Below are 16,462 nucleotides of genomic sequence, written 5' to 3'. Positions count from 1 at the left end.
GTTCATTCGTCCTTGATGCCGGCCACCACCTGTATGCGGCGCAGCGTCCACAGGACGATAATGCCGATGCCGGCGGCAACAATGGCCAGCGGCCACATGCCGAGACCGGCGGCAAGGCCGATCGCCGCGGAGAGCCACATGCTCGCCCCCGTCGTCAGACCTTTGACATCGCCCCTGGTATAGACGACCACACCTGCCGCAAGAAAGGCGATGCCCGCCGTCACGGCCTCAACCAACCGGATGGGATCGAGCCGCGCGGCCTCATGACCTTCCGCCATCGTCTCCATCATATGGATGGTGATGACGCAGAAAGTGACCGCTGCAAGACCGATCAGCATATTGGTGCGAAGACCGGCAGTATTCTTGTGAAATTCGCGCTCCAGACCGATCAGGCCGCACAGGATGACCGCACCAAAAACGCGCACCACCAGCACCTCGAAGGGAATGGAAATATTCATGGAAAATTCTTCTGCAAGGCTTTGGGGCACAGTCGTGTCTCCTCCCGAAATTTCAGCACAGTAAGTTCGGGAAAGCCTGTTGGTTCCCTGCAGCAATATAAATGTTGCGCGCAACGGAGCCGGAACTATGGGAGCTGCGAAGGGTTTGTCTCCCGTGCGGGCGCACGCCACGCACTTTCACACATGGGAGAAGGACCAATGGCCGAGAAGAAACTCGACGACCTGTTTTACGACACGTTGAAGGATATCTACTACGCCGAAAGACAGATTCTCAAAGCCCTGCCGAAGATGGCACGGGCAGCGACCGATCCGAAGCTGAAACAGGCCTTCGAAAAGCACAGGGAAGAAACCCAGGGCCAGATTGAACGCCTGCAGGAAGTGTTCGAGATGATCGGCAAGCGGGCGCAGGGAAAGACCTGCGAGGCAATCCAGGGCATCATCGCCGAGGGCGAGGAAATCATGGATGACTTCAAGGGCACGGCCGCTCTCGATGCCGGTCTCATCTCGTCGGCTCAGGCCGTCGAACATTATGAGATCGCCCGTTACGGCACCCTCAAGGCATGGGCGGAGAAGCTTGGACACGCCAACGCCGCTTCCCTGCTGGATGCGACGCTCAAGGAAGAAACCAAGACCGACGACGCGCTGACCTCGCTTGCCAAGATTTCGATCAATGCGGCCGCTCAGAAAAAGGCAGCCTGATCACGGCAACAGCTGCACAAGCAAAAACCGGAATGGTCACCCATTCCGGTTTTTTATTTGCCTGAAGCGGCCGCGTTTTACGGCAGGGTATAGGCGATCACATAATCGCCCGGCTTGGTTCCGACGGAACCATGACCGCCGGCAACCATCACGACATATTGCTTGCCGCCGTCCAGCGCGTAGGTCATCGGCGTTGCCTGACCGCCGGCGGGCAGGCGCGCTTCCCAGAGTTGCTTGCCGGTGGTGAGGTCGTAGGCCCGCAGATAGTTGTCGACGGCGGCACCCAGGAAGGCAACGCCACCCTTGGTGATCATCGGTCCGCCAATGCCCGGCACGCCCACCTTGAAGGGCAGCGGCAGCGGCGTCATGTCATAGACCGTGCCGTTCTTGTGCTTGTAGGCGATATCGCCGGTGCGAAGGTCAGCGCCTGCCACATAGCCCCACGGCGGTGCCTGGCAGGGAATTTGCAGCGGGCCGAGGAACGGGCCCATGAACACACCATAGGGCGCACCATCATTACGGTTCAAACCCTGTTCGCTGCCCTTTTCGTCCTGCCCCTTCGGCGGAATGTCGGCGCGCGGCACGAGCTTCGAAGTGAAGGCAAGGTATGTCGGCATGCCGAACATGACCTGACGTTCGGGATCGACCGCCACGCTGCCCCAGTTGAAGGTGCCGAAATTGCCGGGATAGATGATCGATCCGGTCAGCGACGGCGGGGTGTAACGGCCCTTGTAGTTCAGCTGGTGGAAGCGGATACGGCAGGCGAGCTGATCGAACATGGAGACGCCCCACATGTCCTTTTCCTTCAGCGGCTCCGGCTTGAACGACAGCGCGGTCGTCGGCTGGGTCGGAGAGGTGAAGTCTTCAGGGATCGCGCCACTCGGAGCCGGTTCTTCCGTGATCGGCAGAAGCGGCTCGCCGGTACGACGGTCCAAAACGTAGATATCGCCCTGCTTGGTGGGACCGACGAGCGCCGGAACGCTCTGACCGTCCTTGGTGATGTCGAGCAGCACCGGCTGAGCGGGCACGTCCATATCCCAAAGATCGTGGTGAACCGTCTGGCGCACCCAGCGATCCTTGCCGGTATTGATATCGAGCGCGACAATGGAGGAGGAATATTTCTCCACATTCTCGCTGCGACCCATGCCGAGCTGGTCCGGCACCTGATTGCCCAACGGGACGTAAACGAGACCCAATCCTTCATCATAACTCAGCACGGACCAGCTGTTCGGCGAGTTCGTCGTATAGGTTTCGCCTTCCGCCAGCGGCTCGGTCTTTGTCGGATTGCCGGAATCCCAGTTCCAGATAAGTGCGCCGCTGTTCACATCGAAAGCACGGATGACACCGGACTGTTCCTGTGTGGAATAGTTGTCGTTCACCGCGCCGCCAATGATGATCTTACCCGCCGCGATCACGGGCGGCGAGGTCGAATAATAATAACCGGCGGGATTGTATTTCATGCCCTGTTCAAGATGCAGCACACCCTGATCGGCAAAGGAAGTGCAGACCTGACCGGTTGCCGCATCAAGCGCGATCAGCCGTGCATCCGAGGTCGGCAGGTAGACGCGTTCTGCGCATGCCGTACCCTGTGCGGCGTTAGGTTCGGCATAATAGGATACGCCGCGGCACGTCTGGTGTTGGCGGTCCGGGTTAAGGCCGACATTCGGGTCGTATTTCCACTTTTCCTTGCCGGTGGCCGCGTCGATGGCAATCGCCCAATTGTGCGGCGTGCAGATATAAAGCGTATTGCCGACTTTGAGCGGCGTGACCTGATAGGTGGTCTCACCCACATCATCCGGCAGCTTCACGTCGCCCGTCTGATAACGCCAGGCTTCCTTCAGCTGCGAGACATTGTCGACATTGACCTGCGTGAGCGGCGAATAACGCTGGCCATAGGGCGTGCGGCCATATTGATGCCAGTCACCGTCAGGCACGTTGCCGCCATAGACGGGTGCAGCAGACGCAGTCTCCTGCGGCAGGGAGCCCGGCTTGTCATGCGGATCCTGCGCCATGGAATATCCGGCCACCACGATGGAGGCCAGAACCGAGAGCGCAAGCGGCCAGGCATTCGGGCCGTAACTCAGCCCCGTCGGGCTCGCAAAACCAAGCGGTTTTCTGACCCAGGGCACCAGAAGCCAGAGGCCGATGAGAATGATGATACCGCCACGCGGGCCAAGCTGCCACCAGTCGAAGCCGACTTCCCAGACGGCCCAGGCGAGGGTCGCGACAATGAAGACGGCGTAGACGTGCAGTGCTGCGCGATTGCGCTTGAACAGGAGGATGGCCGTCAAAAGGAAGGCCAGCCCGGAAAGAACGTAATAAAAGCTCCCGCCCAGCATGACGAGCTGAGAGCCGAAACCGAACAGCGCAAGGCCGATCAGCGAGAGAATAACCGCAGTGACTGTGACTGCCATGAATGAGACCCCCGATTCCTGTCACTTTGCGTGAAATGAAATCGGGTGCGATCTGGTTCCATACAAACTATTCATTTGGCATGAAAAATTTCACGGCATGGTAGTCATGGGTTTTGCGGGGGCGCCGGTCGAGTCCTGCGGCGCAGGATTTTTCTCCGTCGATGACGGCGGTGCGGCACGGCCATTCGCCGGGTTGTTATCGAAGCTTCCGGATCCGGATGGCCGCTGCGGAACAGGCGCACTCTCGGTCTGAGAATTTGGTGGCCGGTTCTCATCGGGCTCAAAAACCGAATATTCGACCACGGCCCAGACCACCAGTGCGAGAAGCACGCTGACGATCAATATGACGAGGACAGGCCGTCCTCTGGCCCCTTGCCGCGCGCGCGTTGCCGTCTCGTTTTTCGGGGAATCCCGACCGTCGAGATAGCTGGCATTTTCTCTGGCCATGTCTTTTACTCCCTGTAACCCTGCAGATTTAATCCACGGGGCCACAGTTTGGTTCCAGACGTGGGAGCAGGCACCGGTTGCGCGAAGATTATTTTGCGGTCCAGCCGCCATCGATGGAAATGGTCGCGCCGGTAATCGAGCGGGCCATATCGCCGGTGAGATAAAACGCCATCTCCGCCACTTCCTCCGGCTGTATGAAACGTCTCGTCGGCTGTGGCGCAAGCATCACCTTCTTCACCACATCCTCCTCGCTCATGCCATGCACCCGCGCCTGATCGGCGACCTGAGCGGCCACAAGCGGTGTCCATACGTAACCGGGGCAGATGGCGTTGCAGGTAATGCCGAGCTCGGCCACCTCAAGCGCCACGCTTTTGGTCAGGCCCACCACGGCATGTTTGGTCGCCACATAGGGTCCCTTGAACGGTGAAGCGCGCAAGCCATGGGCGGAAGCGATGTTGACGATGCGTCCCCATCCCCTTTCCTTCATTCCGGGGAGGGCGGCACGGATCGTATGAAAAGCGCTGTCGAGCGAGATCGCGACAATATGGGAGAAATCGGCGAAATCGAACTCATCGATCGGCGCGACCTTCTGGATGCCGGCATTGTTGACGAGCACGTCGATGTGACCGAACTCGGCAATGACCTTTTCCGGCAGATGTGCACTCTCATCATAATTGGCAAGGTTGGCTGAAAAATAGACCGGGCGATGTCGCGCCACTTTCGCAACCGCCTCCAGTGCCTGCGCCGCTTCCTCCGACGTTTCAATGCCGTGGACGGCGACCAGAAATCCCTCCTCGGCGAAACGTTTGGCGATGGCGAGCCCGATGCCGCTGGTGGAACCCGTAACGAGAACGGTCTTCGGTTGATCTTCCATCGGCCTAGTCCTTCAGCTGCGGCAGGTTGCGGAAAAGATCGAGCGCTTCGGGATTGGCGAGCGCATCGGTGTTCTTCACCGGCCGGCCATGAATGGTGTCACGAACCGCGATTTCGGAAATCTTGCCCGAGCGGGTGCGGGGAATGGCGCTGACGGCGATGATCCTTGCCGGAACGTGCCGGGGCGTCGCGCCCGAACGGATGCGGCTGCGAATGGTCTTTTCCAGCGGCTCCGTCAGCTCAGCCCCCGCTTTCAGGCGCACGAAAAGGATGACCCGCTGGTCGCCGTCGAAATCCTGCCCGACGGCAATGGCTTCCTCGACCTCCGGCACGGTTTCCACCTGGCGGTATATTTCCGCCGTTCCAATGCGAACCCCACCGGGATTGAGCGTCGTGTCCGAACGCCCGTGAATGACATATCCGCCGGACGGACGCATCTCGGCAAAATCGCCATGCGCCCAGATACCAGGAAAGCGGTCGAAATAGGCGGCCTGATACCGCGAACCGTCCTCATCACCCCAGAACTTGACCGGCATCGACAGGTGGGCATTGCGACAGACGAGTTCACCGGCAACGCCGCGCACGGAACGCCCTTCGTCATCCAGCGTATCGATATCCATGCCCAGCATCGCGCCCTGCAATTCGCCGCGATGAACCGGCTGCAGCGGATTGCCGCCGAGGAAACAGGCGCAGATGTCCGTACCGCCGGAAATGGAGGCGAGATGCACGTCGGCCTTCCAGTCGCGATAGATATAATCGAAGGATTGCGGGATGAGCGGCGAGCCGGTGGAAAGGATCGTGCGCAAGGACGAAAGGTCATGACTTTCGCGCGGCTTTAGCCCGGCCTTCAGGCAGGCGTCGATGAATTTGGCCGAGGTTCCGAAGGTGGCGATCCGTTCGGCGTCGATGAGATCGATCAGCCGCGCAGGGTTGGGATAACCGGGATTGCCGTCATAGGTCACAAGCGTTGCGCCAAGCGCCAGACCGGAGACCTGCCAGTTCCACATCATCCAGCCGCAGGTGGTGAAGTAGAAGAAGCGCTCCCCTTGCTGAATATCACATTGCAGCTTCTGCTCCTTCATATGTTGAAGAAGCAGGCCGCCGCCGGAATGGGTGATGCATTTCGGCTTGCCTGTCGTGCCGGAGGAATAAAGGATTGCGAGCGGCGCCTTGACCGGCAGCCGGTTGAACGCAATTTCACCCGGCTCAAAGGGCGCGACGAAATCATGCAGCGTCACGCAGCCGAGATCGGAAAGGCTGGCCGGAACGGCATCGCCGATCAGCACGATCTTTTGAGGCGAAGCGCTTTCCGCCACCGCGCGGATGGTGGGGCCGACATCGATGCGCTTGCCGGCATAACCATATTCCGGCACGGCGATGAGGATTTTCGGATCGATCTGCGATAGCCGGTCGGAAGCTCCCGCCGGGCCGAAATCCGGCGAGCAGGACGACCAGATGGCCCCGATGGCGCTCGTTGCCAGATAGCTGACAATCGCCTCAATATCATGGGTGACGATGGCCCCGACGCGGTCGCCCTCCTTCACGCCGGCATGGACGAGCGCCTGCACCAGACGGGAGACATGTTCATAAAGCTGCCTGCGGCTTATCTCGCGCCTCGTGCCATCATCACGATGGGCGATGATCGCCAACCGGTCGTCGGCATCACGCAACAGGTTTTCGGCATAGTTGAGCCTCGCGCCCGGATAAAACTCGGCCTCGCGGATCGTCGCGCCGGGTTTGAAGGCCGCTTCACCGCGTGTGCCGATAATCCCGAGCTCATCCCACAAGGCGTCGTAAAAGGTATTCGGTGCTTCGATGGACCAGCGCAGCAGACCGGAATAATCATCGGCAGCAATCCCGTGCTGCGACGCCGTCCTTACAGCGAAGGTAAAAAGCGAGGAGCGCTCCATCCTTTCCCGAGGCGGCACCCATAGAATATCCGACGGCGTAGCGTCCATCATGCCTCGCCCCCGCGTAGCATCTCGACGATGGCGGAGAAATCACGCGCCCCGCCGCCCTCACCGACAAAGTTCTCATAAAGCGCAGCCGCAGCCGCACCGAGCGGGGTGGAGGCCCCGGCTCCATTTGCAGCCGCCTGCGAAAGCTTCAGGTCCTTCAGCATCAGGGCCGCCGCAAATCCCGGCTGATAATCCTTGTTGGCGGGCGATGTCGGCACCGGTCCCGGAACCGGGCAATAGGTGGTGAGCGACCAGCATTGGCCTGACGAGGTGGATGCGACATCGAACAGCGCCTGATGCGAAAGGCCGAGCCTTTCACCCAGCACGAAGGCTTCGGAAACCGCGATCATGGAAATGCCGAGGATCATATTGTTGCAGATCTTTGCCGCCTGCCCGTTGCCGCCCTTGCCACAATGGACAATCTTCTTGCCCATCGCTTCCAGCACCGGTTTTGCCGCCGAAAATGCCTCTGCCTCGCCGCCGCACATGAAGGTCAGGGTGCCGGCGGCCGCGCCACCCGTGCCGCCCGAGACAGGGGCATCGACGGAGGGGCAACCGGCGGAAGCGGCCAGTTCATGCGCTTTCAGGGCGCTTTCCATATCCACCGTCGAGCAATCGATGAGCAGCGTTCCGGCAGAGATTTTCTGCACCAGATCACCATAAACCGAAACGACATGTTCCCCTTTCGGCAACATGGTGACGATCACCTCCGCCGCTGCAATGGCTTCGGCAGTATCAACTGCCACGGGAATGCCTGCCTCCCTTGCCGCCGCACGGCAGGCCTCGGAAAGGTCGAAACCCCTGACGGCGTAACCCGCTTTGACAAGATTGGCGGCCATCGGCAGGCCCATATGTCCAAGTCCGATAAAAGCGACGGTCTTCATGGGAACGCTCCTCTTAACGATTATCCGCAAGGATCATGTCGGCGGCCTTTTCGGCAATCATGATCGTCGGCGAATTGGTGTTTCCGGACGTGATCCTCGGCATGATGGAGGCATCCGCGACGCGTAAGCCGGCAAGTCTGCGGAATTTCAGTCGCGTATCGACGACACTTTCGGCGTCCGATCCCATGCGGAGCGTGCCGACGGGATGGAAGATCGTGGTGCCGATATCCCCTGCCGCTTTGGCAAGATCGTTGTCGTTTTCGAAAGACGGGCCGGGCCGGTATTCCTGCGGCTTGAACCGGGCAAAGGCCGGCTGGGAGACGATGCGGCGCGTCAGCCGCATGGAATCGATGGCAACCTGGCGGTCGCCTTCCGTTGAAAGATAGTTCGGGCGGATTTCCGGCTGCATGGCGAAATCCGGTCCTTTCACATGCACTGAGCCGCGGCTTTCCGGCCGCAGATTGCAAACACTTGCCGTAATGGCCGGAAAAGTGTGAACCGGATCACCGAACTTGTCGAGAGAAACCGGCTGGACATGATATTCCAGATCCGCGGTCTCCTTTTCCGGCGAGGAGCGGGTGAAGACGCCAAGCTGGCTCGGCGCCATCGACATCGGCCCGGAGCGGGTCAGTGCATATTCGAGGCCGATCCTCGCTTTGCCGAACAGGGTGGAGGCCCTTTCGTTCAGCGTGAGAACATCGGAGACCTTGTAGACCATGCGCAATTGCAGATGGTCCTGCAGGTTCTCGCCCACACCCTGAACTTCCGCCACGGTATCGATACCGGCTGCCTGCAGGATGTCACCCCGGCCAATGCCGGAAAGTTCCAGAACATGCGGCGAGCCGACCGCTCCTGCGGACAACACCGTCTCGCGGCGCGCGCGCATCTTTTTCAGGACACCGTCATGATGAAACTCGACGCCCGTGACCCGGCCCTCCTCGATGATGAGACGCTTGACATGGGCCTTGGTCATGACTGTCAAATTCTTGCGGCCAAGCGCCGGTTTCAGAAAGGCCTTGGCCGTGTTCCAGCGCCAGCCGGCGCGCTGGTTCACATCGAAATAACCGGCACCTTCATTGTCGCCCCGGTTGAAATCATCCGTCGCGGGAATGCCCGCCTCGCCCGCCGCCTTCTGGAAAGCGTCCAGCACGTCCCACCGCACGCGTGCCTTCTCCACCCGCCATTCGCCGCCGGTGGAATGCATGTCGCTCTTGCCGCGATAGAAATCCTCAGACTTCATGAAATAGGGCAGGATATCGTTCCAGCCCCAGCCCTCGCAGCCAAGCTGGCGCCAGACATCGTAGTCCCGCGCCTGGCCACGCATATAGATCATGCCGTTGATGGAAGAGCAGCCGCCCAAAACCTTGCCGCGTGGATAGATCAATGACCGGCCGTTAAGCCCCGGCTCTTCCGCCGTCTTAAAACACCAGTCCGTGCGCGGATTGTTGATGCAATAGAGATAACCGACCGGAATATGGATCCAGTGATAATTATCGTTGCCGCCGGCCTCCAGCAGCAAGACGCGGTGGTTCGGATCTTTCGAAAGGCGGTTGGCGAGAACGCATCCGGCACTCCCCGCTCCGATGACGATATAGTCATATTCGCCCATGCTCTTCTCCATGCGGCGCCCTTGCCGCGTCGCCCGGGACGCAGGAGAGGCCTTTTGCTTGTTGTAAAAAAATTCTAGCCGCGGTGTTGAAAGCCCAGTTTTCGCCCCAGCCGCGAAGCGTAAAATTCACCGATCAATCCGCGCCGGAACACCAGGACACAGGCCATGAAAACGAGGCCGGTGATGATGGTGACCGGAAAATCCGATGTCGCGAGATAGTTCTGCAAGGTAACGACGAGGCCCGCGCCGAAGATCGGGCCGATCATGGTGCCGATGCCGCCAAGCAGGGTCATCAGAATGACCTCGCCGGACATCTGCCAGGTCACGTCGGTCAACGTCGCGAACTGGAAGACCAGCGCCTTCAGGCCGCCCGCAAGACCAGCCAGCGTCGCCGACATGACGAAGGCGCCGAGCTTGTAGCGCTGAACGCTGTAACCCAGCGAAATGGCGCGCTGCTCGTTTTCGCGGATGGATTTCAGGATCATGCCGAAGGGTGAATTGACGAAACGCCAGATGACGAGAAGGGCGAGCACGAAAAAGGCCAGCACCGTATAATAGATATTCAGCGGCGCATTAAGATCAAGAAGACCGAAGAGATGGCCGCGCGGCACGCCCTGCAGACCATCCTCACCATGGGTAAACGGCGCCTGAAGGCAGAAGAAATAAAACATCTGCGACAGCGCCAGCGTGATCATGGCGAAATAGATGCCCTGACGGCGAATGGCGAAAAAGCCGATGACGAGACCGAGCAGGGCCGCACCCGCCATGCCGATGACAAGGCCGATCTCCGGCGTCACGCCCCATTCCTTCACCGAATAGGCGGTGAAATAGGCTGCACCGCCGAAAAACGCCGCATGGCCGAAGGACAGCAGCCCGGTATAACCGATCAGCAGATTGAAGGCGCAGGCAAACAGCGCAAAGCAAAGCAGCTTCATCAGAAAGATCGGATAAACGAACATCGGCGCGGCGATCAAAACGACGAGACCAGCCAGTATGAGCACGGTCTTGATGGTTGCGGCGGTCGTTGAAACCTGCGCCTGCGGCATCGCGCCGGCAGTGGGGCTATGGGTGGCTTTGGACATATCAGGCGTCCTTTCCGAAAAGTCCGGCGGGGCGGATGAGCAGCACAAAGGCCATGATGACGAAGATGACGATGTTGGACGCCTCCGGGTAGAACACCTTGGTCAGGCCTTCGGCGATGCCGAGCATGTAGCCGGTCACGATGGCGCCCATGATCGAACCCATGCCGCCGACCACGACAACGGCGAAGACGACGATGATGAGGTTGGTGCCCATCAGCGGCGAGACCTGATAGATCGGCGCGGCGAGAACCCCGGTGAACCCGGCAAGGCCCGCACCCAGCGCGTAGGTCAGCGTCAGGAGCACCGGCACGTTGATGCCGAAAGCCTGCACAAGCGTCGGATTTTCCGTCGCCGCGCGCAGATAGGAGCCGAGCCGCGTCTTTTCGATCAGCGCCCAGGTGGCAAGGCAGGCGACCAGCGAGATGACGACGACGAAAGCGCGATAATTCGGCAGGAACATGAAGCCGAGATTGGTGCCGCCGGCAAGCTGCGGTGGAACCGAATAGGGCTGGCCGGCAGCGCCATAAAGCCAGCGGAACGTGCCTTCAACCACCAGCGCCAAGCCGAAGGTGAAGAGCAACCCGTAGAGCGGATCGAGATCGTAAAGCCTGGATAGCATGAGGCGTTCGACGATCGCGCCAAGGAGCGCCACGACCAGCGGCGTCACCACCAGCGCCACCCAGAAGCTGATGCCGAAATATTGCAGTCCGAGAAAGGCGACGAAAGCGCCGAGCATATATTGCGCGCCATGGGCGAAATTGATGACACGCAGCAGGCCGAAAATGACGGCAAGGCCGAGCGACAGCAGGGCATAAAACGACCCGTTGATGAGGCCGATCAGCAATTGCCCGAGCAGAGCCTGAATTGGAACGCCGAAGAGCATCGTCATCGTTAAACCCCCAGCACTTTATTGAGTTCGCCCATGCGGTCGGAAAGCTCGCTCACCGGAAAATTGCTGACCATCTGGCCATGATCCATCAGGTAGAAACGATCCGCGATGCGGCTGGCGAAGCGGAAATTCTGCTCGACCAGAACAACGGTCATGCCCCGGCTTTTCAGTGTCTTAAGCACCTCGCCGATGCGCTGCACGATAACAGGTGCAAGCCCCTCGGTCGGCTCATCGAGCAGGAGAACCTTGACCCCGGTGCGCAGGATGCGCGCCATGGCCAGCATCTGCTGTTCGCCGCCGGAGAGCTTCGTACCGGGGCTCGCCCGACGTTCATAAAGATTGGGAAACAGCTCGTAGATTTCATCGAGCGTCATGCCGCCGGATGCGACGACGGGCGGCAGCTTCAGGTTCTCCTCGACGCTCAGCGTCGCGAAGATGCCGCGCTCTTCCGGCACGAAACCGATGCCGTATTTTGCCGTGCGATGCAGCGGCACCGGCATCATATCCTTGCCGCCGAGCTTGATGGAACCCTTGCGGTTGCGGATGATGCCCATGATGGTGCGCAGCGTCGTGGTCTTGCCCACACCATTGCGGCCAAGAATGGTGATGGTTTCACCTTCGCCGACGGTCAGATCGACGCCGTGCAGCGCCTGGCTTTCGCCGTACCAGGATTTCAGGTTGGAGACTTCGAGCATTGCCGCCATATCAAGCCTCCTCCGTGCCCATATAGGCCGTGCGCACACGCGGATCGGCGGAAACGGCGGCATAATCGCCCTCCGCCAGAATTTCACCGCGTTGCAGGACCGTGACGTGGTGGCAGATATCGGCCACGACCTTGAGATTGTGTTCGACCATCAGCACCGCGCGGGTTTTGGCCACCTCGCGGATGAGTTCGGCCACATGCGAGACATCTTCCCCGCCCATACCGGCCATCGGCTCATCCAGCAGCAGAACCTTTGGATCAAGCGCAAGCGTGGTTGCGATTTCCAGAACCCGCTTGCGGCCGTAAGAAAGATCGGCCGCAAGCGCATGTTTTTCCCGCGTCAGACCGACCATGGCGATCAGTTCCTCGGCACGGGCGTTCAGCCTGTCGAGCGAAGAGAGCGGCAGCCAGAACTGCGTTGCAAGGCTGTTGGGCCTTTGCAACGCCACCCGCACGTTTTCCAGAACCGTCAGATGCGGAAACACCGCCGATATCTGGAACGACCTGACGAGGCCGAGACGCGCCACCTTGTCTGGTGGCGTCCTTGTTATGTCCGTTCCCATGAAGGTGATCGCCCCGCCTGTCGGCTGGAGAAACTTGGTCAACAGGTTGAAGACCGTAGTCTTGCCAGCGCCGTTCGGACCGATCAGCGCATGCACGCGGGCATGATGCACGTCGAGATCGACGTTTTTCACAGCTGCGAATGCACCGAAGGTCTTGGTGAGACCACGCGCCGAAAGAACGACGCGAGGTTCGGCCTGCCCGGCAGGGGCGGGAGCGATCGTCATGAAACTTTCCCCTTTATTGCATCTGTCTTTTATTGGGTCACCAGCGGGCAACCGCTCTTTGCCGGGTCCATGAAGGCTTCCTTGCCGGGGATCGTGGCAAGCACCTTGTAATAGTCCCACGGCTGCTTGCTCTCATCCGGCTTCTTCACCTCCATGAGATACATGTCGTGGATCATACGGCCGTTCGCTGCCACATGGCCGTCCTTGGCGAAAACGTCGTTGACCGGCATTTCCTTCATGGCCTTGGCAACGGCGTCGGCATCATCCGTCCCGGCCTTTTCGATGGCTTTCAGATAGTGCAGGACGGCGGAATAAGTGCCTGTGTGCACCATGTTCGGCATGGCGCCGGTGCGCTCCTTGAACCGTTCGCCGAATTTGCGCGATTCATCGTCGCGGTCCCAATAGAAGCCTTCCGTCAGCGTCAGGCCCTGGGCTGCCTCGAGGCCGAGGCCATGCACTTCGGCAAGCGTGAAGAGAAGGGCCGCAAGACGCTGGCCGCCCGCCACGATGCCGAATTCGGCCGCCTGCTTGATGGCATTGGAGGTATCGAGACCCGCATTGGCAAGGCCGATGACCTTTGCGCCTGATGACTGCGCCTGCAACAGGAAGGAGGAATAATCAGTCGTCGCCAGCGGATGGCGCACGGAGCCCAGCACCTTGCCGCCATTGGCCTTGACGAAATTGGCAGTGTTTTCTTCCAGCGAATAACCGAAGGCGTAGTCGGCGGTCAGGAAGAACCAGCTGTCGCCGCCCTGCTTCACCAGCGCGCCGCCGGTGCCGACTGCGAGCGAATAGGTGTCGTATGCCCAATGGAAACCATAGGGGCTGCATTGTTTGCCCGTCAGCTCCGTCGTTGCCGCACCCGTGTTGACGGTGATCTTCTTCTTGTCCTTGGAGAGCGCCTGCACGGCCAGACCCACCGACGACGAGGTCAACTCCATGATGGAGTCGACCTGTTCCGTGTCATACCATTGCCGGGCGATGTTGGACGCGACATCCGCCTTGTTCTGGTGGTCGGCGGTCACTACCTCAACCGGCGCATTCAGCACCTTGCCGCCGAAATCCTCAACCGCCATCTTCGCGGCCTCATAAGAGTACTTGCCGCCGAAGTTGGCGTAGACGCCCGACTGGTCGTTCAGGATGCCTATCTTGACCTTGCCGTCGGAAATCTCGGCAGCATAGGCGGCGGTGCCCGCGGCCAGTGCCATGGCCGTGGATAAAACGATACTCTTGCGCATGACTTCTCCTCCCAGAGATGATTGCGAGCCTCAGATGGGTCTGTGCAACGGTGAACGAAACCGCATGGCGGAGTTTTTCGCCATTGCACCCGAATGGTCACACCGCCCTCCTCAAAGCGGTGCATCCTGAGCCTAGAGTTCTCGAATTCGGTCGTTGACACAAGAGCAGGGCATCATCAAATTGCGAACAGGAACTGTTCATTTTTGAACAGAACTCGCAATGGGGGACGGAATTGGCCACGCCTTTTACCTGGGATGACCTGCAATATTTTCTGGCCGTGGCCCGCACCGGGCAGCTCTCATCGGCAGCCAGAAGCCTGCGCACCAGCCACGCCACCGTCTCCCGCCATATCGACCGGCTGGAATTCTCGCTTAAAACCAAGCTGTTCGAGCGAAACCCGCGCGGTTATGAACTGACGACGGTCGGGCGGCGTCTGGTCGATACCGTCGAGCGCATCGAGGCCGAAGCGGAAAGGCTGCAGTCGGATATTTCCGAAAGCGGCAGCCTGCTGCGTGGCGTGGTGCGGCTCAGCGCGCCTGAAGGTTTTTCCAATTTTTTCTTTGTGGAGAGACTGAAGGACTTCGCCATCACCCATCCGCACATCATGGTGGAGATGGTGACGATCCAGCAGATCATGGCGCTGTCGAGAAAAGAGGCGGATGTGGCGGTCACGCTCGATCCGCCCAAAGCCGGTCCCTATATCAACGAACAGATCATCGACTACACGCTGCATATCTACGCATCACGATCCTATCTCGCCGGACATCCAAAAATCACGCGGCGCGAAGACTTACCCGATCATTTCTTTATCGGTTACGTGCAGGACCTCATCTTCTCGCCGGGTCTCGACTATATGCGTGATGTGCTGCCGGGCCTCAGGCCCAACTTCCAGTCATCGAGCATTTTCGCGCAGTTGACCGCAACGCTGAGCGGCCGTGGCCTTTGCATATTGCCGAACTTCATTGCCGCGCGCTTCCCCGATCTGCAGATGGTGCTTGCCGGTGAAGTGGAACTGCGGCGGGGTTACTGGCTGACGAGCCATCAGGACCTTGCCAATGTGCCGCGTGTCCGCTCCCTGATGGACTTCATTCTTACCACGGCGCGCGCCCACGAAAATCTCTTCATCCTCGACCGCAGGACGATTGCCTGAAACGGCCATCGTTCACATTTCGGCGACACCCTGTCTACGGGTGGCGCATTGGAGGATGTGCGCGGTTGCTTATATGACTGACAACAACGACGCCGGCTCAAACGGCCGCGTCCTCCAACATTTGGAAGGTCATCATGAAAAAGATCGGATTTTTATCCTTCGGACACTGGACGCCCTCGCCCCAGTCGCAGACCCGCTCGGCTGCGGACACGCTGCTGCAATCGATAGACCTTGCCGTCGCCGCGGAAGAGCTGGGCGCCGACGGCGCCTATTTTCGCGTGCACCATTTCGCCCGCCAGCTGGCTTCCCCCTTCCCGCTGCTCGCGGCGGTCGGCGCCAGAACGAAGAGCATCGAGATCGGCACCGGCGTCATCGACATGCGCTATGAAAACCCGTTCTACATGGCCGAAGATGCAGGTTCTGCCGATCTCATAGCGGGCGGTCGCCTGCAGCTCGGCATAAGCCGCGGTTCGCCGGAACAGGTGATCGACGGCTGGCGTTATTTCGGTTACCGCCCGGCCGAAGGCCAGAGCGAAGAGGATATGGCGCGGCAGCATACCGAGGTCTTCCTCGAACTGCTGAAGGGCGAAGGTTTCGCTGAGCCGAACCCGAGACCGATGTTCCCCAACCCGCCCGGTCTTTTGCGGCTGGAGCCACATTCCGAAGGTCTGCGCGAGCGCATCTGGTGGGGTTCCAGCTCCAACGCCACGGCAGTGTGGGCGGCAAAGCTTGGCATGAACCTGCAAAGCTCCACCCTGAAGACGGATGAGACGGGTGAGCCTTTCCATGTCCAGCAGGCGCAGCAAATCCGCACCTTCCGGGAGGCTTGGAAGGAAGCCGGGCACGGCCGCGAACCCCGTGTGTCGGTCAGCCGCAGCATCTTCGCTCTCGTCAACGATCGCGACCGGTCCTATTTCGGTTACGGCAACGAGGGCGATGACAAGATCGGTTATATCGACGACAAGACGCGCGCGATCTTCGGGCGCAGCTATGCCGCCGAGCCTGAAAAACTGATCGAACAGTTGAAAGCCGACGAGGCCATCGCCGAGGCCGACACGCTGCTCCTCACCGTACCGAACCAGCTGGGCGTGGACTACAACGCCCATGTGATCGAGACGATCCTCAAGCAGGTGGCGCCCGCACTTGGCTGGCGCTAAATTTGGCAGAATTGCATCACCCGCACTCCGTCACCCCGGACTTGATCCGGGGTCCAGCGCGATCAAGTCTTTGATAGCAAGAGAGTCCTTTCACGGCGCGGACGCGCCGTGG

At 60.0% G+C, this 16,462-nt stretch carries 15 protein-coding genes; 3 read left to right on the top strand and 12 right to left on the bottom strand.

Annotated features, from left to right (window positions below; all coding sequences use genetic code 11):
• Nucleotides 1-2: 2 nt before the first annotated feature.
• Complete coding sequence (locus tag JZY08_RS22330; protein WP_253204090.1) at nucleotides 3-458, bottom strand: MgtC/SapB family protein; 456 nt, start codon at nucleotides 456-458, stop codon at nucleotides 3-5.
• Between the two features lie 198 nt (nucleotides 459-656).
• On the opposite strand from JZY08_RS22330, the gene JZY08_RS22325 reads away from it, so the two are divergent.
• Nucleotides 657-1,157, top strand: coding sequence for a ferritin-like domain-containing protein (locus tag JZY08_RS22325; protein WP_216331742.1), 501 nt, complete (start codon nucleotides 657-659; stop codon nucleotides 1,155-1,157).
• 77 nt (nucleotides 1,158-1,234) lie between these two features.
• Here the strand turns inward: JZY08_RS22325 and JZY08_RS22320 are convergent, their stop codons facing one another.
• The 11 genes from JZY08_RS22320 to JZY08_RS22270 all read right to left on the bottom strand — a co-directional run bounded on the left by JZY08_RS22320 (nucleotide 1,235) and on the right by JZY08_RS22270 (nucleotide 14,042).
• Nucleotides 1,235-3,571, bottom strand: a complete 2,337-nt coding sequence (locus tag JZY08_RS22320; protein ID WP_003498464.1) for a glucose/quinate/shikimate family membrane-bound PQQ-dependent dehydrogenase — start codon at nucleotides 3,569-3,571, stop codon at nucleotides 1,235-1,237.
• A gap of 90 nt (nucleotides 3,572-3,661) precedes the next feature.
• Nucleotides 3,662-4,018, bottom strand: a complete 357-nt coding sequence (locus JZY08_RS22315) for a hypothetical protein (RefSeq protein ID WP_216331741.1) — start codon at nucleotides 4,016-4,018, stop codon at nucleotides 3,662-3,664.
• 88 nt (nucleotides 4,019-4,106) lie between these two features.
• A complete protein-coding gene (locus tag JZY08_RS22310) occupies nucleotides 4,107-4,892 on the bottom strand; it encodes a 3-hydroxybutyrate dehydrogenase (RefSeq protein ID WP_216331740.1) in 786 nt (261 codons plus the stop codon).
• 4 nt (nucleotides 4,893-4,896) lie between these two features.
• Nucleotides 4,897-6,852, bottom strand: coding sequence for an acetoacetate--CoA ligase (locus JZY08_RS22305; protein WP_216331739.1), 1,956 nt, complete (start codon nucleotides 6,850-6,852; stop codon nucleotides 4,897-4,899).
• Nucleotides 6,849-7,733, bottom strand: coding sequence for a 3-hydroxyisobutyrate dehydrogenase (gene mmsB / locus JZY08_RS22300; protein WP_216331738.1), 885 nt, complete (start codon nucleotides 7,731-7,733; stop codon nucleotides 6,849-6,851). Before mmsB ends, JZY08_RS22305 begins: the two co-directional genes overlap by 4 nt.
• A gap of 13 nt (nucleotides 7,734-7,746) precedes the next feature.
• Complete coding sequence (locus JZY08_RS22295) at nucleotides 7,747-9,342, bottom strand: GMC family oxidoreductase (protein WP_216331737.1); 1,596 nt, start codon at nucleotides 9,340-9,342, stop codon at nucleotides 7,747-7,749.
• Nucleotides 9,343-9,416: 74 nt separating this feature from the next.
• Nucleotides 9,417-10,424 carry a branched-chain amino acid ABC transporter permease gene (locus tag JZY08_RS22290; RefSeq protein WP_035243012.1) on the bottom strand — a complete coding sequence of 336 codons (1,008 nt, stop codon included), beginning with the start codon at nucleotides 10,422-10,424 and terminating at the stop codon, nucleotides 9,417-9,419.
• A gap of 1 nt (nucleotide 10,425) precedes the next feature.
• Nucleotides 10,426-11,313 (bottom strand): branched-chain amino acid ABC transporter permease, encoded by an 888-nt coding sequence (locus tag JZY08_RS22285; RefSeq protein ID WP_082185075.1) that lies wholly within the window; start codon nucleotides 11,311-11,313, stop codon nucleotides 10,426-10,428.
• A 2-nt stretch (nucleotides 11,314-11,315) separates the two neighbouring features.
• The gene (locus JZY08_RS22280; RefSeq protein WP_216331736.1) at nucleotides 11,316-12,017 is read right to left on the bottom strand and encodes an ABC transporter ATP-binding protein; all 702 of its coding nucleotides are present in this window, start codon (nucleotides 12,015-12,017) and stop codon (nucleotides 11,316-11,318) included.
• Nucleotide 12,018: 1 nt separating this feature from the next.
• Complete coding sequence (locus JZY08_RS22275) at nucleotides 12,019-12,804, bottom strand: ABC transporter ATP-binding protein (RefSeq protein ID WP_216331735.1); 786 nt, start codon at nucleotides 12,802-12,804, stop codon at nucleotides 12,019-12,021.
• Between the two features lie 29 nt (nucleotides 12,805-12,833).
• Nucleotides 12,834-14,042 (bottom strand): ABC transporter substrate-binding protein, encoded by a 1,209-nt coding sequence (locus JZY08_RS22270; protein ID WP_216331734.1) that lies wholly within the window; start codon nucleotides 14,040-14,042, stop codon nucleotides 12,834-12,836.
• 233 nt (nucleotides 14,043-14,275) lie between these two features.
• Here JZY08_RS22270 and JZY08_RS22265 point away from each other — a divergent pair, with 233 nt between their 5' ends.
• The gene (locus tag JZY08_RS22265) at nucleotides 14,276-15,193 is read left to right on the top strand and encodes a LysR family transcriptional regulator (RefSeq protein WP_082185078.1); all 918 of its coding nucleotides are present in this window, start codon (nucleotides 14,276-14,278) and stop codon (nucleotides 15,191-15,193) included.
• 134 nt (nucleotides 15,194-15,327) lie between these two features.
• Nucleotides 15,328-16,350, top strand: coding sequence for an LLM class flavin-dependent oxidoreductase (locus tag JZY08_RS22260; protein ID WP_137039442.1), 1,023 nt, complete (start codon nucleotides 15,328-15,330; stop codon nucleotides 16,348-16,350).
• Nucleotides 16,351-16,462 lie beyond the last annotated feature (112 nt).

The organism is Rhizobium sp. X9, assembly GCF_018873185.1.
Taxonomy (GTDB): domain Bacteria; phylum Pseudomonadota; class Alphaproteobacteria; order Rhizobiales; family Rhizobiaceae; genus Agrobacterium; species Agrobacterium oryzihabitans.
This window is presented reverse-complemented; position numbering and strand designations above follow the sequence as displayed.

What these genes read in the sequence shown, in the direction of transcription:
- JZY08_RS22315 (WP_216331741.1), bottom strand. Translation starts at nt 4,018, where the DNA reads ATGGCCAGAGAAAATGCCAGCTATCTCGACGGTCGGGATTCCCCGAAA.
- JZY08_RS22280 (WP_216331736.1), bottom strand. Translation starts at nt 12,017, where the DNA reads ATGGCGGCAATGCTCGAAGTCTCCAACCTGAAATCCTGGTACGGCGAA.
- JZY08_RS22270 (WP_216331734.1), bottom strand. Translation starts at nt 14,042, where the DNA reads ATGCGCAAGAGTATCGTTTTATCCACGGCCATGGCACTGGCCGCGGGC.
- JZY08_RS22305 (WP_216331739.1), bottom strand. Translation starts at nt 6,852, where the DNA reads ATGATGGACGCTACGCCGTCGGATATTCTATGGGTGCCGCCTCGGGAA.
- JZY08_RS22275 (WP_216331735.1), bottom strand. Translation starts at nt 12,804, where the DNA reads ATGACGATCGCTCCCGCCCCTGCCGGGCAGGCCGAACCTCGCGTCGTT.
- JZY08_RS22310 (WP_216331740.1), bottom strand. Translation starts at nt 4,892, where the DNA reads ATGGAAGATCAACCGAAGACCGTTCTCGTTACGGGTTCCACCAGCGGC.
- JZY08_RS22290 (WP_035243012.1), bottom strand. Translation starts at nt 10,424, where the DNA reads ATGTCCAAAGCCACCCATAGCCCCACTGCCGGCGCGATGCCGCAGGCG.
- JZY08_RS22285 (WP_082185075.1), bottom strand. Translation starts at nt 11,313, where the DNA reads ATGACGATGCTCTTCGGCGTTCCAATTCAGGCTCTGCTCGGGCAATTG.
- JZY08_RS22260 (WP_137039442.1), top strand. Translation starts at nt 15,328, where the DNA reads ATGAAAAAGATCGGATTTTTATCCTTCGGACACTGGACGCCCTCGCCC.
- JZY08_RS22325 (WP_216331742.1), top strand. Translation starts at nt 657, where the DNA reads ATGGCCGAGAAGAAACTCGACGACCTGTTTTACGACACGTTGAAGGAT.
- mmsB (WP_216331738.1), bottom strand. Translation starts at nt 7,733, where the DNA reads ATGAAGACCGTCGCTTTTATCGGACTTGGACATATGGGCCTGCCGATG.
- JZY08_RS22330 (WP_253204090.1), bottom strand. Translation starts at nt 458, where the DNA reads ATGAATATTTCCATTCCCTTCGAGGTGCTGGTGGTGCGCGTTTTTGGT.
- JZY08_RS22320 (WP_003498464.1), bottom strand. Translation starts at nt 3,571, where the DNA reads ATGGCAGTCACAGTCACTGCGGTTATTCTCTCGCTGATCGGCCTTGCG.
- JZY08_RS22295 (WP_216331737.1), bottom strand. Translation starts at nt 9,342, where the DNA reads ATGGGCGAATATGACTATATCGTCATCGGAGCGGGGAGTGCCGGATGC.